The following is a 24,885-nucleotide window of genomic DNA, read 5'->3' as shown; positions in this document are numbered from 1 at the left end:
ACTCCTTAGAAGCCCATGCTCAGATGTTCAGCGATTGGGCCCAACGCCAGGGTCGGCAGAAAGGTCAGGCCGCCCACCAGCAAAATGGTCACGGTCAACAGGGTCACGAACAGCGGACCGTGGGTCGGGAAGCTGTTCTGGCCAATCGGTGCGGTTTTCTTCATCGCCAGGCTGCCGGCCAAGGCCAGTACCGGGAGGATGTAACCGAAGCGACCGATCAACATGCCAAGACCGAGCATCAGGTTGTGGAACGGTGTGTTGGCGCCGAAACCGCCGAACGCCGAACCATTGTTGGCACTGGCCGAGGTATAGGCGTAGAGCAACTGGCTGAAACCGTGGGGTCCGGGGTTGGTTACCGACGCCACCGGACCTGGCAGGCTGGCGGCAATCGCACTGAGCACCAGCACACCGACCGGCATCACCAGCAAGGTCACCACCAGCAGTTGCACTTCCTTGGCCTGCAATTTCTTGCCGAGGTATTCCGGAGTACGGCCGATCATCAGGCCGGCGAGGAACACTGCGATCAACACGTTGAGCAACATGCCGTAGAGCCCGGCGCCGACGCCGCCGAAGATCACTTCGCCGACCATCATGTTGACCATCGCGACCATGCCGCTCAGCGGATTAAGGCTGTCGTGCATACCGTTGACCGAACCGTTGGACGCGGCGGTGGTGGTCACCGACCACAGCACCGTGGCGGTAGTGCCGAAGCGTGCTTCCTTGCCTTCCAGCGGCGCGGTCTGTTCGACGGCGACGTTGTTCAGGGAAGGGTTCGGCTGGTATTCAGCCCACAGCGAGGTGGCGCCGCCGATCAGGAACAGCGCCAGCATGCAGGCGATGATCGCCCGGCTCTGACGCAGGTCCTTCACGTAATGGCCGAAGGTGAACACCAGAGCGACGGGTATCAGGATGATTGAGGACACTTCGAACAGGTTGCTCCACGCCGTCGGGTTCTCGAACGGGTGCGCCGAGTTGACGCCGAAGAAGCCACCGCCGTTGGTCCCCAGTTGCTTGATCGCAATCTGGCTGGCGGCCGGGCCGAGCGGAATCACCTGATCGACGCCTTGCATCGTCACTGCGTTCACGTACTGCGCGAAGGTTTGCGGCACACCCTGCCAGACCAGATACAGCGCCAGCAGCAGGCACAGCGGCAGCAGGCCGTAGAGGGTGGCGCGGGTCATGTCGACCCAGAAGTTGCCGAGGGTCTTGGTCGATTTGCGACCAATACCGCGGCACAGCGCAACCAGCACAGCGAGCCCGGTGGCGGCGCTGACGAAGTTCTGCACGGTAAGGCCGGCCATCTGACTCAGGTAGCTCAGCGAGGCTTCGCCGCTGTAGGCCTGCCAGTTGGTGTTGGTCATGAAACTGACGGCGGTGTTGAACGCCAGCGTCCACTCCTGACCCGGCAGGTTTTGCGGGTTGAGCGGCAAGTGGTCCTGGAACAACAGAATCGCGAACAACAGCAAGAAGCCCGCAAGGTTGAAGGCGAGCAAGGCCAGGGTGTATTTCTGCCAGCTCTGTTCGGCCTGCGGATCAACGCCGGCCACCCGATAACAGCCCCGCTCCACCGGTCCCAGGATCGGTGTCAGCCAGGTGCGCTGCCCCTCCATGACCTTGTAGTAGAACCGCCCGAGAAACGGTGCCGGAATCAGCACCACGGCGAAGAAGGCCAGGATCAGCCAATAGTCATAACTGTGCATAGCCGCTCCTAGTTCCGGTCCGCGCGCAACAGCGCAACCAACAGATAAATGAACAGCCCCACTGCCAACAGCAATGACACCCCGTCCAGAACGCTCATGGAAGTTCTCCGTGTTACGGCGTATTGCCGCGTGTGGAGTCATTGTCGGAACGAAGGCTGTAAAGGAGCGAGATCGAGGGTGTTGGCTGTGCATAAAGAAAGCGTAAAGAGTGGGTTTATGGCGTTGTTACAGCGGTGTTTGGGCGAGCTCCATCGCTAGCAGGCTAGCTCCCACAGGGGTTTGATGTTGTTTGGGCCACCGCAGTCCAATGTCGCAGCGAGCCTGCTCGCGATGACGGCAGAACTGGCAACCCTGCCCTCAACTGGCGCACAAAGATGCGTGCATCCATGAGCAAACATCCCCGATACGACACCTTTTTACGCTTTACGACTGCCATCACAACACTGGCACGCCCACTGCACACGCCCTCCCCGAGCTTTCCAAACCGTTCAGGGAGCAAACGATGAACACACAACTCAAACCCACGCTGGGCACGCTGCACCTGTGGGGCATTGCGGTCGGACTGGTGATTTCCGGTGAGTATTTCGGCTGGAGTTACGGCTGGGGCGTAGCCGGGACACTGGGATTTCTGGTGACCTCCTTCATGGTCGCCACCATGTACACCTGCTTCATCTTCAGTTTCACCGAACTGACCACCGCCATTCCCCACGCAGGCGGTCCCTTTGCCTACAGCCGCCGCGCCTTTGGCGAGAAAGGCGGTTTGATCGCCGGGCTGGCGACGCTGATCGAATTCGTCTTCGCCCCACCGGCCATTGCCCTGGCGATCGGCGCATATCTGAACGTGCAATTCCCGGCACTTGATCCGAAGCACGCGGCAGTCGGCGCGTACATTGTTTTCATGGGCCTGAACATCCTCGGCGTGAAACTGGCAGCGACGTTCGAGCTGGTGGTCTGCGTCCTGGCAGTCGCCGAGTTGCTGGTGTTCATGGGCGTGGTGGCGCCGGCGTTCAGCTTCAGCAACTTCGCGCTGAATGGCTGGGCCGGTTCCGATGTGTTCGGCGCACCGGCGATTGCCGGGATGTTTGCGGCGATTCCGTTTGCCATCTGGTTTTTCCTCGCCATCGAAGGCGCGGCCATGGCCGCCGAAGAAGCCAAGGACCCGAAACGCACGATTCCCAAGGCGTACATCAGCGGCATTTTGACCCTGGTGTTGTTGGCCATGGGCGTGATGTTCTTTGCCGGCGGCGTCGGCGACTGGCGCACCCTGTCGAACATCAACGATCCGTTGCCGCAAGCGATGAAAACCGTGGTCGGCGAAAGCTCCGGCTGGTTGCACATGCTGGTGTGGATCGGCCTGTTCGGCCTGGTCGCGAGTTTCCACGGGATCATCCTCGGCTACTCGCGGCAGTTCTTCGCCCTCGCCCGTGCGGGTTATCTGCCGTCGTCGCTGGCCAAACTCTCGCGCTTCCAGACGCCACACCGGGCCATCATCGCCGGCGGTGTCATCGGCATCGCCGCGATCTACAGCGACGGCTTGATCAACCTGGGCGGCATGACGCTGACGGCGGCGATGATCACCATGGCGGTGTTCGGCGCGATCGTGATGTACATCATGAGCATGCTCAGCCTGTTCAAACTGCGTAAAACCGAACCGAACCTGGAGCGCACATTCCGCGCGCCGTGCTACCCGTTGGTGCCGTTCATTGCGTTGGTGCTGGCGGTGGTGTGCCTGGTGGCGATGGCCTGGTTCAACACGCTGATCGGGGCGATCTTCCTCGGCTTCATGGCGGCGGGTTTCGTGTACTTCATGCTGACGGCACAGCTGCGGGCGGATGCGCCGGCGGATGCGATGCTGACCGGGCTCTGAATCGCAGCAGGTGTTGCGGGCAGATCAGGCATAGAATGGAACCACTGCGAAAATGAATCGCTCAAAGTGGTATGCACGACCGGTTGGCAAAACCCGCCAATCGGCCTGCCCTCAAGGAGAGCCCTATGCCCTGGTATGCCTGGTTGATTCTGGTCGTTGCAATCGGCTCGATTGTGGGTGGTTTGATGATGCTGCGCGACACCGCCAACAAAGTCGAACTCACCGACGAGCAACGCAAGCGAGTCGCTGAACGTAATGCGCAAGCGGATGCCAAGGATGCGCAGGACCGCTGACATATAACTGTGGCGAGGGAGCTTGCTCCCGTTGGGTCGCGTAGCGGCCCTCGATGTCCCTCGCACTTTTTTTTGCGCCCGCTGCGCGGTCGAGCGGGAGCAAGCTCCCTCGCCACAACAGCGCTGTTACTTTTCCCAATCGGCCTTGGCGATGTGCAAGCCATGCAGCCCTTTATAGGCCGCCCGCTCCGGTTGGCTCCAGCCTTCCAGCAACGAATTCTCTAACTTGTAGATCTCTACTCCAAGCGGGCGACACACGCTGAGCGGGTCCTGCGCATCCGGCCCCCACATCGCCAGCGACAGATCGCCGCCCGGACAGGTCGACAGCGCACACAGCAGATCGATCTCGGCAAAAAACTCCAGGTAATCGCCCTTCTGCGCCGGACAGGCTTTCATGAAATACATGTCGTCGTGGTTGAGGCCCGTGCACTGGAAAATGTTCAACACGTCATGCACGTCGAATTCGGTCAGGCCATGGGGCAACACCGCGCGGGTCAGGTTCGAGTGGCAGTGGTGATGGAAGTCTTCGCCGGTGAGCATTTTGTTCACGTAGGGATCGCAGCGAGTGCCGAGCAAGTCGTGCAGGCGACCACCATGTTCGTCGATGCCGTAACCGGCCAGGCTGTCATCGGTGATCGTCACCAGCGGCCGTAAAAAAGGCAGGTTCGACCAGAGCCGGTCATGGGTGCTGACGTGCGCGCCCTGCAACTGGCGGGTTCGCGCCGCCCACAAGCGTTCACGCGGATCATTGGAATTCCAGACGTTGAAATCACCTACTTGCGGACCGACCGGCGTCGTCACGCGAAACACGTGCCCGGCCGGGACGTTCCAGGCGCGACCGGTGCGGATCGGCACTTCAAACTGCTCGATCAGCGTGCGCCCCTCCTTCGAATCCCGGATCTTCTCGTAAAAGGCTTTGTCCACCTGCAACGCCGAGCCTTTGCTCACCTGATAAGCCGCCGGATAGTCTTTGTACATGGCACGAATCCTCGATCAGTGATGGGAGTTTGGAGCAAGCATTTGCAACAGGAGCTGTTCGGAGTCGTCGAGATAGAGGCTCATGGCATCTCCGGCAGCGCGCTTGTCGCCTTCGGCGAGCAGCTCATGGATCTGCCGGTCGCGCGCCAGCCAGGGCGCCTGGAACCTCGATTCATCGGGCGCGGTGCAAAACACCAGGCGCAATTGCGCAACGACATTGGTGAAGAACTCATCGAACAACGGACTGCGCAGCAATCCGACGATATGTTGATGAAACGCCAGGCTGTGGGTGCCGACGGCGCGCCAGTCCTCGCGTTCACGGGCCAGTTCGGTGGCTTCCAGCGCCTCCAGCATCCGGTCGGACTGATAATCGCGCAGCGGCTGACTCGCGCTGATGGCTTGCAATTCGAGGGTGCGCCGCACGTTGAACAGGTCCCGCACATCCGCAGCCCCCAGCTTGCGCACCATCACGCCTTTGTTGCGCACATAACGGGTCAGACCTTCCTGTCCCAAACGATGCAAGGCTTCGCGAATGGTGTTGCGGGAAGCGTTGTAGGCCGAGACCAGGTCGTTTTCCACCAGCGCCATGCCAGGCAGCAAACGTCCGCCAATGATGTCGGCACGCAATTCCAATGTGATGTGATCGGCCAGGGACAGTCCGCTGTTCATGCTCATCGCCTCTTGATTGTTCAACAATCGTCAGCGAATGAGTAATCACTATCCGTGCCAGATTATTCAATGCGCTGTGACAGAGTTGGACGCATCTGCATGCTTTTTAGAAGTAGAAGTACAGTCACCATCCCATTTTCATTGGTTAAGATGGCGCATTGTTGCGGAGATTCAAGATGCGTTACTCGCAGGACCATAAAGCCCAGACCCATCAACGCATCATCAAGGAAGCCTCAGCGCGGTTTCGCCGCGACGGTATTGGCGCGACCGGCCTGCAACCTCTGATGAAAGCGCTGGGCCTGACTCACGGTGGCTTCTACTCGCATTTCAAATCCAAGGATGAACTGGTAGAAAAAGCCCTGCAGGCGGCTGGCGAGCAATGTGACGTCACCTGCGCCCAGCTGTTCGCCCAGGAGCATCCGCTGGAGGCGTTCATCGACACCTATCTGTCCGAATGGCACCAGACTTCACCCGATGAAGGGTGTCCGCTGCCAACGATGTCATCGGAACTCGGTTTGCGTGGACAGCCAAGCCCGACCTCGGACGTGGTGCTCAATGCGAGGCTCGAACAAATACAGGGGACGCTTGAAGGCGAGGACGCCGCCGACCAGAGCATCTTTATCATGTCCGCGCTGGTCGGGGCGTTGCTACTGTCACGCAGTGTCGAGAGCCCCGAACTGGCTCAGCGGGTTCTCGACATCACACGCACATTTCTCAAACAACCCCGGGATTAACCCTGCCAGCGTTTGAACAATACGCTGGCATTGACCCCGCCAAAGCCGAAACCGTTGGACAGCGCATATTCGATCGCCATCGGCCGCGCCTTGCCGTGGACGATATCCACACCTTGCGCGGCCGGGTCCGGGTTATCAAAATTGAGCGTGGCCGGCGCGATCTGGTCCCGAATCGCCAACAGCGTGAAGATCGCCTCGATCCCGCCCGCCGCGCCGAGCAAATGGCCGGTGGCCGACTTGGTCGACGTGACCGCGATCTTGTTGTCTGAGCCGAACAACGACTTGATCGCCGCCAGTTCCCCCAAATCCCCTACCGGTGTCGAGGTGGCGTGAGCGTTGAGATGCTGTACCTGGTCCGCAGAAATACCCGCCTGAGCCAACGCCAACGACATCGCCCGCCGCGCACCACTGCCATCTTCGGGGCCCGCAGTCAGGTGATAGGCATCGGCACTGGTGCCGTAACCGACCAGTTCCGCCAACGGTTGCGCGCCACGAGCCAGGGCATGCTCCAAGGATTCGATCACCAGAATACCTGCGCCCTCGCCCATGACGAAGCCATCTCGATCACGGTCGAACGGGCGCGAAGCACGTTCCGGGGTGTCGTTGAAACCGCTGGACAAGGCCCGGGCAGCGGCGAACCCGGCGAGGCTGACCCGATCGATCGCCGCTTCCGCGCCACCACACACCGCAATATCCGCTTCGCCACAACGAATCAGCCGCGCCGCATCACCAATCGCCTGAACCCCGGCCGCACACGCCGTTACCGGAGCACCCAGCGGACCTTTGAAACCATGCTGGATCGACACATGGCCCGCGGCCAGGTTGACCAGGAAAGAAGGAATGGTGAATGGCGACAAACGCCGCGGGCCACGGCTGTCCGTGGTGCGCACCGCATCGGCAATTGCACCGAAACCGCCGACGCCCGAACCGATGATGGTAGCCGTGCGCTCCTGAGCATCGGCGGTTTGCGCCTGCCAACCGGCTTGTTCGATCGCCTGACGCGCCGCTTCCATGGCGAACAATATGAACCGGTCCATCTTCTTCTGTTCTTTGGGTGGGGTGGCCCGGTCCGGGTCAAAACCGGCCTCGGCATCATCGGCCAGCGTCGGCACTGCACCGCCGACCTTGGCCGGCAGATCGGCCACGACGTCGTCCGGTAAATTGCGCAAACCGGAACGTCCGGACAACAGGCGTGCCCACACCGCTTCGACACCACTACCCAGCGGCGACACCAGCCCCATGCCCGTTACAACCACTCGACGATCACTCATACCGCAATATCCTCATGCCAATGCTGGCGCTTTATTTGTAACGCGCAGCGGCTTTGCTTTTGGAAAGGTTTGGCGCCATCACGTGTCGCGCCGCAACAAAGGCGTGCCACTCGCTGGCATCCGGCAACGACGGAATGGTGATCAACTCGCCCTGGTCCAGACCCGCTAGAGCCGCGTCGACCATATCCCCTGCGTCCATGACCATGTCATCCGGGATCTGGCTCGCGTCGATACCGGAGCGCTCCCAGATTTCGGTGCGCGTCACGCCAGGCAATACGGCCTGCACCTTGACCCCCGTGCCATCCAGCTCGGCGTTCAACGACTGCGTCAGACTTAACACATAAGCCTTGCTGGCGCTGTAAGTGGCGTTGAAACGCTCGGGGAACAGAGCGACCACCGAGGCGATGTTGATGATTGTGCCCCGGCCCGCCTTGGCGAAACTGGCGGCAGCCGCTGAGGCCAGACGCGTGACTGTCGTAACGTTCAGTTGAATCAGGCGCTCCAGCTGGTCCAGATCGGAGTTGGCCAGCAAACCATCCGCCGCGACACCGGCATTGTTCAGCAAAAGGCTGATACTCGAATCGCTGCGAAGGCGCTGCTCGAGCTTGAGCACATCATCCTTTTGCGTCAGGTCCGCCTTGAGCACCTCGACCTGAACACCATGCTCGGCGCGTAGCTTGCTCGCCGCCGCCTCCAGACGCTCCTGATCACGAGCGACCAATAACAAATCAAAACCACGCGCCGCCAACCGCTCAGCGTAGATGGCACCGATACCGGAGGAAGCACCGGTGACTAGGGCTGTGCCTTGGGTCTGGGGAGAATTCATGACAGTGCTCCTGAATGCTTGAGGGAAGATGCGCGCCGCGGGTTCAGAGCGCTTTGATGGGACAGGCTTTTATTATAGGCATAATCTAAGCAAGGTATGATAGCCGTAATTTTCTCCCTCCCTTGACGGAGTCTGATTTGCGGCGAGTGCGGGATACGTGGCAGGGCGACAAGATTGTCGCCGCTTACCAGCCATAGACGACGCTCTACAATATTGTCAGCACGTAGGCAGGTTATCGTAGGCTGGGGGGGAGAAATATCACTTAGAAATCAGTGAACCGCAGCAGACCTCACCACGGGCACGTGATCAAATCTGGACACTTCTTTAATCCAGAAACGGCGATATTTGGTTTCATCTGGCGCAATCGGTTTCTGGCTCGACCATACGTACTCTGCTTTCAAACTGGCACGATACGCCTCCCACTCTTTCTCCTCTGCCACCTCATTGGCTACCTTTTTGTCATCGAACCAACCAAGAACGTATACCTCACCTTGATCAATACCATGCTCGATCAGTAAATAGATCTCTTTCATCTCGTAAACCTGCCATTAACAACAAATGCAAATCCCCAATGGTAGGGGCATTGTACTGAGTATCGGCATTCACCATTGGATGTTGAAGTTGACCGATGAGCGGTAGCAATAGGGTAATCACTCAATCGAGTAGGAGGTGGATTCACATCCGCCGTCCTCTCACATACCACCGTAGGTTCGGATCCGTATAGGGCGGCTCAAGCTATACGTTTAAGCCGGCTTATCGTATCCAGTACCGAAACAGTACTGAGACTAGTCCAAATTGAGCCCATAGCGTCTTCGGCAACGCCTGATTCGTATGAGATTCCCCCCAACACCACCATGGGCCGCGACCACTGAAGGCTGATTTGTAGGAACGTGAATCGCGGAGTCCAAGCACATCAAGTTGCACGTCCACGTTGAGGGCGGCTTCCATTGACGCCATACGGCGCAACGCAGCTTTCGACGCCCCCTTACCATCTGCCTCCCCAAGCAACCGCTTGCTCTGACTCAGCTTGAAGTAGCCTGCCCAGCCACGCAGTACAGGGTTTATTCGCGCAATGACGGTTGTCATCTTGCAACCCCGCACTCAGTGCAGCTGGTCTCTGATTCGGTCGTTCAAGCGATCCAGACTCATCGTCGCCGCTCTCAGCTTCGGCTGCTGATACAGCTCTTACCGTAACCCAAGCAATCACAAATATAAGACCCGGCTACTCGGCTCTTGTCCCACTTCAGCGTCAGTTTCAGTCGCTGACGCAGGAAGCGCGCAATACTTCTCGTCACTCGTTCGCCAACAAGAGGGCTGCGCACATAGACGTTGGCGTCGTCGGCATCGTACAAAACGATGCCCCCGTCGTTCTAGGTCACGGTCAAGTGCGTTAAACAGGATGTTCGACAGCGGCGAGAGCAGGCAGCCTTGCGATGCCCCTTCCTACCGTCGGCTGGCGATACAGCCTGACATCGTTGCCGCCTCGAGGTAACGATGGATCAGCTTGAACACCCGCTTGTCTTCAATTTGGCGCGCCAGACAAAGCCATCAGGATGTCGTTATTAACCCGATCAAAGAACCTCTCAAAATCGAGTTCCATAACGCGCCTTGCCTGGTGCACAACTAAAAAAGGCCGGTCAATGACCGGCCCTGTCACTGACTTACAAGCTTAGTTAACCTCAAGCTTATCGCGATTCTTATCCAGAATCGCTTTGCCAATCCCCTTCACCTCAAGCAACTCGTCCAATGACGCAAACGGCCCATTACTCTCACGATACGCAACAATCGCGTTGGCTTTGGCCTCCCCTACTCCGGACAGCTCGCGCTGCAGGGTTGGCGCATCAGCTTGGTTCAGATCGACTTTGCCAGACCCGGCTTTGGGGGAAATATCCATCACCAAAGGTGCATTACCTGCCTCAGGTTTCACCGTCGGCGCAGCAACCGCCGCGATCGAGGCGCTGGTGAGCACGGCAAAAACCAGAGAGTAGAAATAGCCAGTACGCATAAATGACGCTCCATGACATCGATTGAGAAAGCAGCTTTCCGAAGCTGCCTTCCAAACTTAGGCGATGTGTGGATCCTGTCAAAAGCGAGCGAGTTACAGCATGTGTAATGGGGCTAATTTACAGGATCAACACCCGCATCCGGTGCTTGCCCAGGACCAACCCTGCGTGAAAGAAGCTGCCAGCGCAGTGCAAGCCTTAATGCCCCAAAAAAATGCCTCACAGTCCTCAGCATGAGGTAAAATTTACCGGCCGTACGAAGTGAGGTACGCTGCAACGTTAACCATAATGGCACGAAGCCTTAATCAGAATCAGACGAAAAACATCCGAGTATTGAAACCTCGTCGTTACCATGATAGCGCTTCGATCCAGGATCGGAGTACGTTGATAATAATGTATCGCGATGGCATCAACCGACGTCCGAGCACTCGGCGCAACAGTGAAAAGTACTTGTCCCTATCTCTCTTGATGGATAGCCAGGAGGCATGAAGGCAAGGTGTGAGGAGCCGAAAAAATCATCTATGCCTATCTATTATCAGAAGCTTTTTATTTTCAAGTGCGTCGGATTTCAAGTAGACAGTGCCAGTATTTGGCTTTATAGGCTTTTTGTTCAAGTAGATCACTGATGACATTCAATTTAATCACACCTGTTGTTCTCTGTGGCGGCTCTGGATCTCGGCTGTGGCCGTTGTCACGCAAGAGTTTTCCGAAGCAGTTTGTGCCCCTGATTGGTGAAAAAAGCCTGTTACAACTGACATTGGAGCGAGTCTCTTGTTTGGCAGACCATGCGTTGATGGTCGCCTCCGAAGAACACCGTTTTCTGGTCTCTGACAGCCTTCAGTCCGCACAAGTGACAGGGGGCATAATTTTAGAGCCTTGCGCTCGCAATACTGCAGCGGCTATGGCGCTGGCAGCGCTGAACTGTGAAAAAGAGGGACGTGACCTCCTCCTCTTCTGTCCCGCGGATCACCACATACCTGACATTGACAGTTTTGCGAAAACGGTCTGGAGTGGTATTGAACAAGCCAAAGCGGGAGCCATTGTTACCTTTGGCATTGTGCCGAGCTATCCATCCACCGCTTATGGATACATTCAGCAAGGCGCCGCTCAAGAAAACGGAGGCCGTTGCGTCGACCGATTCGTAGAGAAACCGGATTCAGCCACCGCTCAAAACATGTTGCTGGCCGGAAATGTACTGTGGAATGCAGGCATTTTCCTGTGTAAAGCCACTGTATTGATCGCCGCACTTGAAAAGCATGCTTCCGATATTCTGGCGGCTTGTCGAGCGTCTCTTGAAGTCGCCGAATCCGAGGCATTCTCAAAAGACACTAACTTTATTCGACCAGATGCCACTATTTTCGCAACTTGCCGCTCACAAAGCATTGATTACGCCGTCATGGAACGTCACGACAATGTGGTGGTGGTCCCTTTCAATGGCCAATGGAGCGACGTGGGTAGCTGGAACGCTTTGGCCGAGTTGACAGAGGCCGATGACGCCGGCAACAGAATCCACGGACAAGGCACTGTCAGCCGATCGAGCAACACCTTTATTCACGCCCCCCATCGACCGGTTGTCGCCCTCGGCACAGAGAATCTGCTGATCATTGATACGCTGGATGCAGTCCTGATTACACACAAGGATCATGTTGAGCAGGTCAAAGACATCGTTGTGCAACTTGAAAAGGAAAAGTGCAGTCAGGCCATTTCCCACCGGAAGGTTTCACGCCCTTGGGGCTGGTACGACAGCATCGATATGGGAGATCGTTTCCAGGTCAAGCGAATCGGTGTGAAACCGGGAGCATCCTTATCCTTGCAAAAACATCATCACCGGGCCGAACACTGGATTGTGGTGAAGGGCACGGCTGAGGTGACGCGAGGCATCGAAACATTCCTTTTAACGGAAAACCAATCCACTTACATCCCCATCGGGGAACTCCATCGCCTGAAAAACCCTGGAATGGTTGAACTCGAGATCATAGAAGTTCAATCAGGTAGTTATTTAGGCGAAAACGATATAGTTAGATTTGAAGATAATTATGGAAGAGCAAATGACTAAGAAAGCACTTATAACTGGCGTTACCGGACAAGATGGCGCCTATCTTGCTGAACTATTGCTGAGCAAAGGCTACGAAGTGCATGGCATAAAACGCCGCAGCTCGTCATTCAATACCGCTCGCATTGATCATTTGTTCCATGACGTCCACGATGAAGGCCTGCCATTCTTCTTGCATCATGGCGACATGACTGACTCTTCCAGTCTGACCCGAATAATTCAAAAAGTGCAGCCGGATGAAATCTACAACCTGGCCGCGCAAAGCCATGTCGCTGTTTCATTTGAGGAGCCGGAATACACTGCAAACTCCGATGCTCTGGGTGCCTTGCGTATTCTCGAAGCTATTCGAATTCTGGGTCTGGAGAAAAAAACCCGTTTCTATCAAGCGTCAACTTCGGAACTGTACGGTTTAGTTCAAGAAACCCCGCAAAAAGAAACCACGCCGTTCTATCCGCGTAGCCCTTATGCCGTAGCCAAGCTGTATGCGTACTGGATCACCGTTAATTACCGTGAAGCCTATGGCATCTACGCCTGCAACGGCATTTTGTTTAACCACGAAAGCCCTATTCGTGGTGAAACATTTGTGACACGTAAAATTACGCGTGCGCTCGCGCGCATCAAGCTGGGTCTGCAAGACTGCCTGTATCTTGGCAATATGGACTCGTTGCGCGACTGGGGCCATGCCAAAGACTACGTCGAGATGCAATGGCTCATGCTTCAACAGGAAAAGCCTGAAGACTTCGTGATAGCAACAGGCGTGCAGTACAGCGTGCGCGACTTCGTCAATGCCGCCGCTCAGGAACTGGGTATCAAAATTACCTGGCAGGGCAAAGATGAAGAAGAAAAAGGCTTCGACGACACCGGTAAATGCATTGTAGCGGTCGACCCTCGCTACTTCCGCCCAACCGAAGTTGAAACCTTGTTGGGTGACGCCTCCAAAGCAAAAACCAAGCTCGGCTGGACACCGAAAATCACCTTTGCTGAACTCGTTAGCGAAATGGTCCGTGAAGACTTGAAAACCGCCGAGCGCGATGAATTGACTCGCAAGCACGGCTACACCACTTTCAGTGGCAATGAATAACATTACTTGGCAAGCCATTAGATGAGCAAAATGCGAATATTGTTGACGGGGGGTGGTGGAATGGTCGGGCGCAACGTGCTCGACCATCCAGAGATCAGCAACTTTGAAGTGCTGGCACCGCGCAGCAACGAACTGGATCTGCGTGACTTCAACGCGGTTCAGGCTTATCTCGAGCAGCACAAACCCGATCTGGTGATTCATGCCGCGGGTAAAGTGGGTGGTATCCAGGCCAACATCAAGGAACCTGTAAGTTTCTTGCTGGACAATCTGGATATGGGCCGCAATATCGTGTGGGCAGCCTACAAGGCAGGCATAACACGCCTGATTAACCTTGGCAGCTCCTGTATGTACCCGCGCAATCATTCCGAGCCATTGAGCGAAGACATGGTACTCAAAGGCGAACTGGAACCGACAAACGAAGGTTACGCTTTAGCCAAGGTTGCGACCGCACGCCTGTGCGAATACATCATGCGCGAAGACGCCCGCTTTCAATACAAGACATTGATTCCATGTAACATCTACGGCCGCTTTGACAAATTCGACCCCATTCACTCACATCTTTTACCGGCGATCATTCACAAGATCCACCTAGCGAAAAAGAATGGCGAGCAGTCGGTGGAGATTTGGGGCGATGGCAACGCCAGGCGTGAGTTCATGTATGGCGGCGACCTGGCCGACGCTATCGTACAAGCAATAAAAGAGTTCGATTCGATGCCACCCTATCTGAATATTGGGTTAGGCCACGACTTCTCTATCAACGAGTATTATCAAGCTGTAGCCGCAGTGATGGGGTATGACGGACGGTTTGAGCACAACCTCGAAAGACCCGTCGGAATGGCGCGCAAATTAGTGAGCATCGAGCGTCAGACACTATGGGGATGGAGCCCGCGCCACACCCTGCAAGAAGGCGTCGAAAAGACCTACAGCTATTATCTGGAGCATCAGCAATGAGTATTAAATTTCCGCTGGCAGCCTCTTCTTGGGAGAAAGAAGAACTTGACGCCATGCAGCGTGTGATCGCCACCGGCATGTTCACCATGGGCGAGCAGGTTAAAGCATTTGAGCGGGACTTTGCGCAGTACGTCGGTAGTAAACATTGCGTAATGGTGAACTCCGGTTCTTCCGCAAACTTATTGATTGTTGCTGCACTGTTCTACACTCAGAATTCTTCGTTGAAGCTGAAGCGTGGCGATGAAATCATCGTACCTGCAGTTTCTTGGAGCACAACCTACTATCCGCTTTACCAATACGGTCTAAAGATCAAGTTTGTCGATATCGACCTTCAAACGCTCAACTACGACCTTGAGCAACTTGAACTCGCCGTCACTGATAAAACCCGGGCCATCATGGCCGTTAACCTCTTGGGTAACCCTAACGATTTCGGTCGTATCCAAGAAATTATTGGTGATCGTAATATTGTCTTGATTGAAGACAACTGCGAATCCATGGGTGCCACATACAATGGCAAGCAGGCGGGAACCTTTGGTGTAATGGGCAGCTTCAGTTCCTTCTTCAGCCATCATATTTCGACCATGGAAGGTGGATTGATCGTCACCGACGACGAAGAGCTATATCAGATTCTGCTTTCGCTACGCGCCCATGGGTGGACGCGCAACCTGCCCAAACAAAATCTGGTCTGCAGTGAAAAAAGCGACGACCCATTCGAAGAGTCGTTCCGTTTTGTTCTGCCTGGATACAACGTTCGCCCTCTGGAGCTGGAAGGAGCTCTTGGTGTAGAACAAGTCAAACGCCTTCCAAAAATGGTAGAAGAACGACGCAAAAATGGCGCGCTTCTACAAGCAGCGATGAGCAATCACCCGGACATTATTATTCAGCATGAAATCGGGAACTCCAGCTGGTTTGGTTTCAGCCTGGTCATACGTCCAGGAAGCAAGTTGACGCGAAAAGAGTTGGTTTTCAAGTTGAACGAACTAGGGTTCGAATGTCGACCGATTGTGGCTGGCAACTTTGCCAAAAACGAAGTGGTCAAGTATTTCGACTCGGAAGTTCATGGCACGTTGAAAAATGCGGAGCACATTGATCAATTTGGTCTCTTTGTGGGCAATCATCACTTTGCCATTCCGGAAGCGTTTGCTGCCCTAGCCGAAATCAAATAACGGACTTCATGATGATTCTCGTCAAAAAAATCAAAAACAAAATTGTTTACTTGAATAACCGCTATATTAAAAGAGAACCTTTTCTCTTAGAGGTAGATCGCTGGTTCAAAGACAAGGGAGACCAGACCTTGCGACTAGACTACCCTCTATCCGCTGATAGTGTGGTTTTTGACCTGGGCGGCTACCATGGCGATTTCGCAGCCGATATTCACGCCAAATATGGCTGTGCGGTTTATATATTCGAACCCGTTCCGGAGTTCTATAATAAGTGCGTCAATCGTTTTTCCGGAAACCCGAAAATCACTTGCTTCAATTATGGACTTGCATCCGTAGATGGGTGGCTAGATATAGGTCTGGCCGACAACGCCTCCAGTTTTGAGTCGCCTCACGCCAAGGGGAATACAGAGCGCGTTGAAATACGCTCTATAGTTCCGTGCATTAACACCCTAGGTATTACAAGAATAGATTTGATGAAAATAAATATTGAAGGCGGGGAGTTCGATGTACTCCCCGCCCTCATCGATTCTGGCCTCATAAAAAACATTGACAATCTCCAAGTCCAGTTTCACAACTTCATTGATAACGCCACTGAAAAAAGAAACACACTAAGACGCTCACTCCAACAAACACACATTGAGACTTGGAACTACGAATTTGTTTGGGAAAACTGGAAAATCAAAGGCGTTCCTCTTTAATGGAAAGAGTATTTGCAACGTTTTCAGGACTTGGTTTTAAAGACAACTCAATATTTGATTTGAACCATCCCTCAAATCGAGATAACTGTCTTTATCCGTTTCACCTGCTACGTAATTCTTTACTGAAAAATGGCATTGAGCTCAATACGCCGGATATATCCAGCGCTACTGAAATAGTATTTAGTCTAGATATGGACGTTCATTCGCCCTACTCCTCGGCTCCTTCCTATTTGTTGATGTTGGAAACGCCACAAATCCGTGTGGAAAACGGGTCGCCTCAAAACTGGGAGCGCTACAAAAAAATCTTCACATGGAATGACGATTTGGTTGACGGCGACAAATATATAAAGATTAATTTCCCAAACAATATCGAGATCAAAGCGCCGGACGGCTTTTTTGCAAGAGAAAATTTTTGCTGCCTTATCTCCAGCAACCGGGCACTCACTATTTCGGATACTCGCGACTTATACATAGAAAGAGTTGCAGCAATACGATGGTTTGAAAAGAATGCTCCCGAAGACTTTCTTTTGTATGGCGTTGACTGGAATATCCCAGCTGCAAGAAGCGGGATCAGAGGAGCACTTGAGCGCCGATTATGGAAAGGTATTGGGCGTTTTATAAAGCTTCACCCATTCCCTAGCTATCGTGGCAAAGTTGATAGTAAGCGCAATGTTTTGGAGAAGACGCGTTTCTCTATATGCTACGAAAATGTACGTGACTTACCTGGCTATATAACAGAAAAAATATTCGACTGTTTTTTCGCCGGTTGCATCCCCATTTACTGGGGGGCTAGCAACGTAACCGAACACATCCCGGAAGATTGCTTCATAGATCGTCGTCAATTTAACGATATGTCGGACCTGTATCATTTTATGCGTGCGATGACCGACGCCGAGTTTGTGGGTTATCAACAGCGCATTTCCGATTTTTTGAGTAGCGAGGCCGCACAACCGTTTGAGGCGCATTTTTTCGCGGAGACTATCGTTAAAACGATAGTTGAAGATCTTGGCGTTTAAGCGCGATTTTCTTGTCATTAGCATTGGGCGCCTCGCAACAAGCCTGATTGCGTTGGCCTCTATCCGTGCAGTGACATCCTTTCTCCCTCCCGAGAAGTATGGGGAGCTCGCGATCCTGGTAACCGTTCAAATGCTTTGCGGCCTTTTCCTCATAAATCCTGTCGGCCAACATATAAACCTGCATACACATGCCTGGTGGGATGATGGCACCTTGATTCGTAGGCTCAAATCATACCGTGGCTATATCATCGCCGCCTCTGCGTTAGGGTCGATTGTTGCTTTAGGCGTAACACCTTCGGTATCAACTATTAGCGCCATTTCCACCATGGGCGTTGTCTTTGTAATGGTTGCAGCCGGCACATGGAATGCCACGTTGATCCCAATGTTGAATATGCTTGGCTTTCGTGCCTCCTCTGTTGGTTGGTCCGTAGCCTCGTCGATAACCGGCCTGATTGCTTCGATGCTGTTTGTTACACTGTGGAGCTCAGCGATTGCCTGGTTCGCGGGTCAGGCCTTGGGAATGCTGGTCGGGGCGGTGGGCGCTCGGTATTACTTCAAGTCCCGCATACCTTTGCCCATCTACAGTAAACCGCGTTTACCGTTGCTCGACAAAAAGACAATCCTTGCATACTGCTTGCCATTGGCGTTGGCTGCCGGCCTGATGTGGGTACAAGTCAGCGGCTATCGTTTCGCAATTGAGCATTATTGGGGGCTAGCCCAACTCGGTTTTTTTGCCGTGGGGCTGCAATTGGCGGGGCAAATTTGGGCTTTGGCAGAGTCACTTGCCATTCAGTTTTTGTATCCCTTTTTCTTCCGTCGAGCGAGCGAGCACTCGAATAACACCGAAGTCCAACTGGCCGTTTCTGACCTATTGAATACGCTGGTGCCCGTCTATTTACTTCTGGCAGGACTTACCATTCTAGCAGCGCCCTACCTGCTTAAAATACTGGTTGCCCCCGAGTACAGCAATGCATGGGAATTTATGGCTGTGGGCGCCGTCGTTGAACTGTGCCGAGCACTGGGTAATGTTCTGAGTAACGCCGCTCACATCAAAAGAAAAACCACCTCATTGGCTGTCCCTTACGCAATAGGTGCCACAGTGATTTTGCTGTTGATTATTTCTGCCGGTGAGTACAAGGCAGACATCAGCTACGCCGGAGTTGCCTTGATTTCAGGCGCAGTAACAATGCTTACTGCTATGTCGATAAACATGTACAAACAAGTAAAATTCAAACTCGACAGCTTGCGCTGCTCGAGTGCTTTGATTTTGATGATCGGCATGGCAGCTCTTGTCATGTATTTGCCTCCAGCATCTGGATTTTCAACGGCCATCTCTTATCTTTTGGTTCTGTCAATTTTAGTCGCAGTGTTTCTCTTCCTTATGCTATGGAAAAACCCTGCCACTGTCAGACTGCTCAATGTGCAACTAAGGAACAGTTAAGATGGTTATCGCACACCTCATTGGCGGCTTGGGCAATCAAATGTTTCAATATGCCGCTGCTCGGGCCCTCTCCTCCGCAAAAAAAGAACCACTCCTGCTCGATACGTCGTCCTTCGAGTCATACACCCTGCATCAGGGATTTGAACTGAGTAAACTATTTGCCGGTGAAATGTGTATTGCCCGCGATAAAGATATTAACCATGTTCTCAGTTGGCAAGCTTTCCCGCGGATTCGAAACTTTTTGCATCGCCCCAAGCTGGCCTTTCTGCGCAAAGCCAGTTTGATCATAGAACCCTCTTTTCATTACTGGAATGGCATTCAAAAAGCCCCAGCCGACTGTTACTTGATGGGCTACTGGCAGAGTGAACGTTACTTCCAAGACGCAGCGGAAGAGATTCGAAAAGACTTCACTTTCAAGCTCAACATGAGCCCACAAAATATTGCAACCGCTGATCAAATACTAAACACCAATGCAATCAGCCTGCATGTGAGACGGGGAGACTATGTTAATAACTCGGTCTATGCAGCTTGCACAGTCGAATATTATCAAGCAGCTATCCAGCTCCTGTCGAAACGTGTGGATGCTCCCACATTCTTTGTTTTTTCTGATGATATCGACTGGGTAAAAAATAATCTGAACATAGGCTTTCCGCATTGCTATGTGAACCATAACAAGGGCAGTGAAAGCTATAACGATATGCGCCTCATGAGTATGTGCCAGCATAATATTATCGCAAACAGCTCGTTCAGCTGGTGGGGCGCATGGCTCAATTCGAACGCGGATAAAATCGTTGTCGCACCAAAACAATGGTTCATTAATAATACAAATGTGAACGATTTGTTCCCGCCTGCATGGGTAACGCTATGAATGTCCAGACCCACTCAAAAATCGCCACGCTGGTCATCGGAGGAGGCGGATACATTGGAGCATTTCTGGTACCTCAGCTAATCGCAACCGGCAGGCGTGTCACTGTCCTGGGGCGAAGCCCGAAACCGCGGTTTCCCCTTCCAGATGAAGCAAAATATGTAACCGGAGATTTTGCGCAGCAAGAGCTGATTTGCACGCTGCTGGACACTCATGAAGAGGTGATTCAGCTCGCCTACGCAACAGTGCCAAACACATCATTTGAGAACCCCCTTGCTGACTTGCAGCAGAACCTGCCTGCGACGGTACAACTATTTACTGAGGTCGCGCTGCGGAATCGGAAACTGGTGCTGATCTCATCAGGTGGCACAGTTTATGGCGAAGCATTGTCATTACCCATAGACGAAACACATCCGACCAAACCGATATCGCCTTATGGTGTTACCAAGCTCACACTGGAATGCTACGCGTATCTTTACGCAAAGACGCATGGGCTACAGTTCATTTGCGTTCGCCCAGCCAATGCCTATGGCGTGGGCCAGCGCCCGTTTATCGGGCAGGGGTTCATCGCAACCGCAATAGCCTCTTCGATGAAAAATATCCCGATCAAGGTTTTTGGAGAAACGGGCTCAATCCGGGATTACCTTAATACTAGCGACGTCGCTTCCGGTATTGTTCATGCGTTGAAATACGGAAAGCTCTCCGAAACATACAACCTTGGGTCATCAATCGGCCTGAGCAACCTTGACGTGATTAATGCGATTACTCCGTTGATGAACGATATTGGTTGCAGTGTTAGTACTGAACACCTCCCTGAACGCGCATTCGATGTAAAAGCCAACGTGCTCGACGCGTCAAAACTTAAAAAAGATACTGGATGGCACCCTTTGGTAAGTTTCAAGGACGGGTTATCTGCAACGCGGGACTGGCTCTGGAGCAACAAGCGTGACTTCTAACGCCTTCATTAGCACTCCGCTCATTTCGGTGGTTTTGCCTATTTACAACGCCGGTGCATATCTTTCGGAAGCGCTTGACTCCATCCTCAATCAAACGGTTACCGACTTTGAGGTGATAGCGATTGATGATGGCTCCACAGACAGTTCTTTATCTGTCCTTCAACAGTACGAAAAAAAAGATTCTCGCGTCAAAGTTGTCACTCGTGCGAACAAGGGGTTGGCCAATACGCTCAACGAGGCTCTTACCGTTGCGACTGGCGAGTGGATTGCACGAATGGATCAAGACGACATCGCGCTCCCACACCGATTCGAAAAGCAGTTGGCCTACTTGAAATCCTCCGGGGCTGATATGGTCGGGAGCTGGGTGAAACGTTTCGGCGCTGCAGACAAGCGAACCGTCAAGCTACCGGAATCCGACAATGCAATCAGAATGGCATTGCTGTTCGGATCTCCTTTTGCGCACCCTGCCGTCATGATGCGCGCCGCGCTGGTAAAAGAGCTACGCTATGAACACCGTTGGGACAAAGCCGAAGATTACGACCTCTGGGTTCGGGCGGCCATTGCGGGGTGGAAAATGGCAAATGTTCCAGAAGTTCTACTGCAATATCGAGTGCATGGATCGCAGATATCCACAGCCGCATCGAACAGACAGATGCAACTGTCTCAAGGCATCAGAAAAATATATTGGGATCATATTTTTGGCTTATGGGAAAAAGACAAATCGTGTATCGATTCTGTATTGAATACCCGAGCAGTTTCGGTTAAGACCGATATTGACGAAATCGAATCGGCGTTGACCGAGGTGCTTCTGCATTGCCAGGGGGAGGCTCGCGAGGTAGTTCTCAGCCACGCTCTGAAAATATACTTTAGAGTCGCAGCAGATTGCCCTGACATCGTTTCGAGATGGACCAGACTGAGTAGTGAGTTTTCATCCCCTCCCCGGCTGAAAACCAAAATAATGCTCGGAGGGTTACGCTTATTCAGAATCAGACCGGAAAGCAAGTTTTTCATTGGCATCAGAGCGACGTTAATTTTTTTACAGGCTCGGTAAAAATTGCATTGGATTGCTCCCGATTCGACACTCACAAATAATGGGGTTCATCCCTAATTTTTTACTTTTGGTATCAACAAATGGACGCATTAAGCAGAACCACAACACTTAACCCGCAACTAAAAAAAATAGCACTCTTTTTGTTTTTTTCTTGCTGGTCCGTTCTGTTTTTTTTCGGAGCCTTTTTATATCAAGGCTCTTGGTATATCTACAGCTTTTTTTCTTTAATTTATCTTGCCTTATTGATATCTGGTATTTTTATAAAAATAACGTACGGGTACACTTTTTTAGCGATAATACTTTGGCTTGGTTTCTGGTTAAAAACAGTAGTTCACCTGATTCTTGATTATCCTTTTGTCGAGCCGACTGGACTGTTCAACGGCACTGGACAGGAATGGGATCATGTACTGATTGTGGCGAGCCTGGGAGCACTGGGAGTTATTACTGCCCGAGTTGTACACGGCTATTTCTTCGGTATGCAGTCAACGATGACGGACGAGACGCCTCTTTCACCTCCAAACTGGTACGATCGCTATAAATTTTATCTGTGGTGCGCGCTGGCTTCATGCATTATTATTGTTGCAGCACTAAATATATGTTATTCGTTCCAACAAATCGGATTGGTCCCTAAAACAATAATATGGCCTCTCAACGCTCTGTTTTACTGGCTGCTGTCTACCGGTTTTGCCATGGCAGTCACTACGCTATTATGGTGGGAGTTCTCTTCAAGAAACAACAATATAAACACCGTTTATTTCCTGCTATTTGAAGGAATTGCAGCATCAATCTCGCTTCTCAGCAGAGGATTATATATATTCCATATCGTACCATTATTTTTCGCCTTATTATTAAATCGAAAACGTTTAAACGGTGCGAGCATCAGATGGACTAGCTTATTGCTAGTGTCTTTCTTCCTAATATTTCTAATATGCTACCCTCTCATAAATTCGATACGTGACTACCATTATTCAGGAGTTCCTTTAACCATGCCTTGGAATAAAACCGAGTCATGGGCAGAGGGAGAATCCATGTTGGCGAAAGGATTCACGAAATTTGCAATGTTTTCCGTAGACCGCTGGATTGGTCTGGAAGGGTTAATGGCTACATCAGCATACCCGGACAAAAGCATTTCTCTTCTTGTTTCCGCAGCGACAGAAAAAGCTGTTATAGGTAAAGCATCTATATTTCAGGATATTGCATTATCGCATTACAGATTTATGGATTTGAGCAAATTTATATTTGCAAGCCTGCCCGGTCCGATTTCTTTTTTCTATTTCTCAAATAGTTTATGGCTCGTGATTATAGGCATGGGAGCATTAACATTATTAGTGTTAGCCAGCGAACTTCTAGTCTATAGATTTTTGCCAAATCCATTATTGGCTGCACTATGGGGAAGTATACTGGCAACTTCGGTCGCACAAATGGGTATAAACATCCTCGGACTTATATTTTTCTTTTTCCTCTGCTCTATAGGATTTTTAACCCTGTATTTAATCCAACACTCTTTTTTCGCAGCCACATTATTTTCCGGAAAACGTAAGACATAGATGGGTGCCCATTGAACAAAGTAAAGATACTTACATTTTCCGTTTACTACCTGCCCGGATACAAAGGAGGTGGTCCGGTTAGAACCATTGAGAACATGGTGTCGCATCTTGATCAGGAACTCGAGTTCTGGATTGTCACCCGTGATCGTGACTTGGGTGACTCAACCCCCTATCCGGCTATCCAGCGAGGCATATGGCAAAAGGTTGGAAGCGCATACGTTTATTACCTTCCCGCCGAAGATGCGAACTTCGCGGCGGTAGGTGATTTGATAAAAAGCACGCCCCACGACATTGTTTACCTGAATAGTTTCTTTGACCCCGTATTCACAATCTACCCGCTGTTACATCGATTGTTCGGAAAGGCGAAAAGAAAGCCATTTGTACTAGCACCACGGGGAGAATTCGCTGTTGCAGCGCTCACCCTGAAAAAATTCAAAAAAACTTGCTATCTCATTGCAAGCCGGTTGCTGCGCCTGACAAAAAACGTGCTGTTTCAGGCATCCAGCGAATATGAGCAAGACGACATCCAACGCGCACTGGGTGTCAATATAACCTCGATAAAAATTGCCCCAGATCTGCCCAGCCACATTCATGCATCTTCCGATTTATCAGCGCCTGAGCTTACGGATGGAGCGCCGTTACGCGTGATATTCCTGTCAAGAATATCCCCTATGAAAAATCTTGACTTTGCAATTCGGGCGTTGATGTTCGTAAAGTTCGAACTCCAATTTGACATATATGGACCTAAAGAAGACGAGGCCTATTGGTCTTATTGCGAACAGTTGCTTGGTCAACTGCCAGAAAACGTTAAATTCAACTACTGTGGCAAAGTACTACCTGAGGATGTAAAAAATACATTTTCTAGATATGACTTGTTCCTATTTCCTACGCGCGGGGAAAACTATGGCCATGTCATCGCAGAGTCAATCAGTATGGGCACACCGGTTCTATTGAGTGATCGCACACCTTGGCGCGCTCTTGAAGAAAATGATCTGGGGTGGGTATTGCCGTTGGACGCTCCCGAGTCCTTCGCTGAGAAGATGAATTTGTTATCAAACTCGTCAGTCCAACATCGACAGGAGAAGCGTCGTCATATACTTGAATACGCCAAGGCAAATCTTTGCGATCCTGAATCGGTAAATAAGAATCGTGAGCTTTTCCTCGCGTTGGCGGGCAACCGGGGACGATAGCCATCTGCCTTGGAAACTGCCTAATAGGTGATGCACTAACGCCTATGGAGCGAGGTTAAAGGGAGCCTGGCTTTCAGTACACCCGCTAACCACGTATCAGCTCCATGCTCCCCCATATCAGGGTGTCTATCTAATGCGGTGCTCACTCTCGATTTCTTTCTGGAGTCAGCACCTCAGGATGCGGCGCGGCGCCAAAGCCGAAACAGTGTGTTGCTGGGGTTAAGCTACCTATCCTTATTGTAGGCGCAGACCGGCGGCCCACCTGGCGGACCACCATCCTTTTTTGACTAATTCACCACCCTGCGCAAGAGGTGCCGTTGCGCTTGCTCGATGGCTATGACGGCAATACTAAAACCGTTGGGACAGCGCGCTGGTGTACAGGCAGGAGTTGAACATTCAGGATGCCAGGCAAAATAAGTCTATTCGCCGATAAACCCCATCGGAGCTATGTGCAATCCGGCCTTTCGCCATCAGAGGAAAAAATTGGTTGTTCAGATCATCAAGCCACCTAAGCTCCATATCGCCATCAAAA

The 24,885-nt window shown here is 52.4% G+C and carries 23 protein-coding genes and 1 pseudogene; 15 read left to right on the top strand and 9 right to left on the bottom strand.

Features of this window, described 5'->3' with window-relative positions; genetic code table 11:
- Positions 1 to 5: 5 nt before the first annotated feature.
- Positions 6 to 1,700: a potassium-transporting ATPase subunit KdpA gene (gene kdpA / locus B723_RS14615; RefSeq protein ID WP_017337334.1), complete on the bottom strand. Its 1,695-nt coding sequence runs from the start codon at positions 1,698 to 1,700 to the stop codon at positions 6 to 8.
- Between the two features lie 8 nt (positions 1,701 to 1,708).
- A complete protein-coding gene (gene kdpF, locus B723_RS32240; RefSeq protein ID WP_007899818.1) occupies positions 1,709 to 1,798 on the bottom strand; it encodes a K(+)-transporting ATPase subunit F in 90 nt (29 codons plus the stop codon).
- 404 nt (positions 1,799 to 2,202) lie between these two features.
- On the opposite strand from kdpF, the gene eat reads away from it, so the two are divergent.
- Together eat and B723_RS32235 are read left to right on the top strand one after the other, a co-directional pair.
- Positions 2,203 to 3,567 (top strand): ethanolamine permease, encoded by a 1,365-nt coding sequence (gene eat / locus B723_RS14610; protein ID WP_017337333.1) that lies wholly within the window; start codon positions 2,203 to 2,205, stop codon positions 3,565 to 3,567.
- A gap of 125 nt (positions 3,568 to 3,692) precedes the next feature.
- The gene (locus B723_RS32235; protein ID WP_017337332.1) at positions 3,693 to 3,860 is read left to right on the top strand and encodes a DUF2897 family protein; all 168 of its coding nucleotides are present in this window, start codon (positions 3,693 to 3,695) and stop codon (positions 3,858 to 3,860) included.
- A 126-nt stretch (positions 3,861 to 3,986) separates the two neighbouring features.
- Here B723_RS32235 and B723_RS14605 read toward each other — a convergent pair whose 3' ends face one another.
- Positions 3,987 to 4,838, bottom strand: coding sequence for an urea carboxylase-associated family protein (locus B723_RS14605; RefSeq protein WP_017337331.1), 852 nt, complete (start codon positions 4,836 to 4,838; stop codon positions 3,987 to 3,989).
- 15 nt (positions 4,839 to 4,853) lie between these two features.
- Positions 4,854 to 5,507 carry a GntR family transcriptional regulator gene (locus B723_RS14600; RefSeq protein ID WP_017337330.1) on the bottom strand — a complete coding sequence of 218 codons (654 nt, stop codon included), beginning with the start codon at positions 5,505 to 5,507 and terminating at the stop codon, positions 4,854 to 4,856.
- A 176-nt stretch (positions 5,508 to 5,683) separates the two neighbouring features.
- On the opposite strand from B723_RS14600, the gene B723_RS14595 reads away from it, so the two are divergent.
- On the top strand, positions 5,684 to 6,241 hold the full coding sequence (locus B723_RS14595; RefSeq protein ID WP_017337329.1) for a TetR/AcrR family transcriptional regulator: 558 nt from the start codon (positions 5,684 to 5,686) through the stop codon (positions 6,239 to 6,241).
- On the opposite strand, the gene fabF is transcribed toward B723_RS14595, so the two are convergent.
- The 5 genes and pseudogenes from fabF to B723_RS14575 all read right to left on the bottom strand — a co-directional run bounded on the left by fabF (position 6,238) and on the right by B723_RS14575 (position 10,343).
- Complete coding sequence (gene fabF, locus B723_RS14590; RefSeq protein WP_017337328.1) at positions 6,238 to 7,512, bottom strand: beta-ketoacyl-ACP synthase II; 1,275 nt, start codon at positions 7,510 to 7,512, stop codon at positions 6,238 to 6,240. The genes B723_RS14595 and fabF overlap by 4 nt on opposite strands.
- Before the next feature lie 31 nt (positions 7,513 to 7,543).
- Positions 7,544 to 8,338 (bottom strand): SDR family NAD(P)-dependent oxidoreductase, encoded by a 795-nt coding sequence (locus B723_RS14585; RefSeq protein WP_017337327.1) that lies wholly within the window; start codon positions 8,336 to 8,338, stop codon positions 7,544 to 7,546.
- A gap of 269 nt (positions 8,339 to 8,607) precedes the next feature.
- Positions 8,608 to 8,871 carry a hypothetical protein gene (locus tag B723_RS14580; RefSeq protein WP_017337326.1) on the bottom strand — a complete coding sequence of 88 codons (264 nt, stop codon included), beginning with the start codon at positions 8,869 to 8,871 and terminating at the stop codon, positions 8,608 to 8,610.
- Between the two features lie 220 nt (positions 8,872 to 9,091).
- Positions 9,092 to 9,947: pseudogene (locus B723_RS32230) on the bottom strand (group II intron maturase-specific domain-containing protein); the annotation flags it as partial.
- Positions 9,948 to 10,007: 60 nt separating this feature from the next.
- Positions 10,008 to 10,343, bottom strand: coding sequence for a ComEA family DNA-binding protein (locus B723_RS14575; protein WP_017337325.1), 336 nt, complete (start codon positions 10,341 to 10,343; stop codon positions 10,008 to 10,010).
- Between the two features lie 623 nt (positions 10,344 to 10,966).
- Here B723_RS14575 and B723_RS14570 point away from each other — a divergent pair.
- The 12 genes from B723_RS14570 to B723_RS14515 all read left to right on the top strand — a co-directional run bounded on the left by B723_RS14570 (position 10,967) and on the right by B723_RS14515 (position 24,353).
- Complete coding sequence (locus tag B723_RS14570) at positions 10,967 to 12,397, top strand: mannose-1-phosphate guanylyltransferase/mannose-6-phosphate isomerase (protein ID WP_017337323.1); 1,431 nt, start codon at positions 10,967 to 10,969, stop codon at positions 12,395 to 12,397.
- Complete coding sequence (gmd, locus tag B723_RS14565) at positions 12,390 to 13,475, top strand: GDP-mannose 4,6-dehydratase (protein ID WP_017337322.1); 1,086 nt, start codon at positions 12,390 to 12,392, stop codon at positions 13,473 to 13,475. Before B723_RS14570 ends, gmd begins: the two co-directional genes overlap by 8 nt.
- A 21-nt stretch (positions 13,476 to 13,496) precedes the next feature.
- Positions 13,497 to 14,426, top strand: coding sequence for an NAD-dependent epimerase/dehydratase family protein (locus tag B723_RS14560; RefSeq protein WP_031318574.1), 930 nt, complete (start codon positions 13,497 to 13,499; stop codon positions 14,424 to 14,426).
- The gene (locus B723_RS14555; RefSeq protein WP_017337320.1) at positions 14,423 to 15,592 is read left to right on the top strand and encodes a DegT/DnrJ/EryC1/StrS family aminotransferase; all 1,170 of its coding nucleotides are present in this window, start codon (positions 14,423 to 14,425) and stop codon (positions 15,590 to 15,592) included. The genes B723_RS14560 and B723_RS14555 overlap by 4 nt, the downstream gene beginning before the upstream one ends.
- A gap of 8 nt (positions 15,593 to 15,600) precedes the next feature.
- Positions 15,601 to 16,287: an FkbM family methyltransferase gene (locus B723_RS14550; protein WP_033037218.1), complete on the top strand. Its 687-nt coding sequence runs from the start codon at positions 15,601 to 15,603 to the stop codon at positions 16,285 to 16,287.
- A complete protein-coding gene (locus B723_RS14545; RefSeq protein ID WP_033037217.1) occupies positions 16,287 to 17,303 on the top strand; it encodes a glycosyltransferase family 10 domain-containing protein in 1,017 nt (338 codons plus the stop codon). Before B723_RS14550 ends, B723_RS14545 begins: the two co-directional genes overlap by 1 nt.
- On the top strand, positions 17,293 to 18,744 hold the full coding sequence (locus tag B723_RS14540; protein WP_017337317.1) for a lipopolysaccharide biosynthesis protein: 1,452 nt from the start codon (positions 17,293 to 17,295) through the stop codon (positions 18,742 to 18,744). Before B723_RS14545 ends, B723_RS14540 begins: the two co-directional genes overlap by 11 nt.
- 1 nt (position 18,745) lies before the next feature.
- Positions 18,746 to 19,612, top strand: coding sequence for an alpha-1,2-fucosyltransferase (locus B723_RS14535; RefSeq protein WP_017337316.1), 867 nt, complete (start codon positions 18,746 to 18,748; stop codon positions 19,610 to 19,612).
- On the top strand, positions 19,609 to 20,565 hold the full coding sequence (locus tag B723_RS14530; RefSeq protein ID WP_017337315.1) for an NAD-dependent epimerase/dehydratase family protein: 957 nt from the start codon (positions 19,609 to 19,611) through the stop codon (positions 20,563 to 20,565). The genes B723_RS14535 and B723_RS14530 overlap by 4 nt, the downstream gene beginning before the upstream one ends.
- On the top strand, positions 20,555 to 21,616 hold the full coding sequence (locus tag B723_RS14525; RefSeq protein WP_017337314.1) for a glycosyltransferase family 2 protein: 1,062 nt from the start codon (positions 20,555 to 20,557) through the stop codon (positions 21,614 to 21,616). Before B723_RS14530 ends, B723_RS14525 begins: the two co-directional genes overlap by 11 nt.
- An 80-nt stretch (positions 21,617 to 21,696) precedes the next feature.
- Positions 21,697 to 23,163 carry a hypothetical protein gene (locus tag B723_RS32960; protein ID WP_144425229.1) on the top strand — a complete coding sequence of 489 codons (1,467 nt, stop codon included), beginning with the start codon at positions 21,697 to 21,699 and terminating at the stop codon, positions 23,161 to 23,163.
- Between the two features lie 11 nt (positions 23,164 to 23,174).
- The gene (locus B723_RS14515) at positions 23,175 to 24,353 is read left to right on the top strand and encodes a glycosyltransferase family 4 protein (protein WP_031318566.1); all 1,179 of its coding nucleotides are present in this window, start codon (positions 23,175 to 23,177) and stop codon (positions 24,351 to 24,353) included.
- Positions 24,354 to 24,885: the final 532 nt, after the last annotated feature.

The organism is Pseudomonas fluorescens NCIMB 11764 (genome assembly GCF_000293885.2).
Taxonomy (GTDB): domain Bacteria; phylum Pseudomonadota; class Gammaproteobacteria; order Pseudomonadales; family Pseudomonadaceae; genus Aquipseudomonas; species Aquipseudomonas fluorescens_B.
This window is presented reverse-complemented; position numbering and strand designations above follow the sequence as displayed.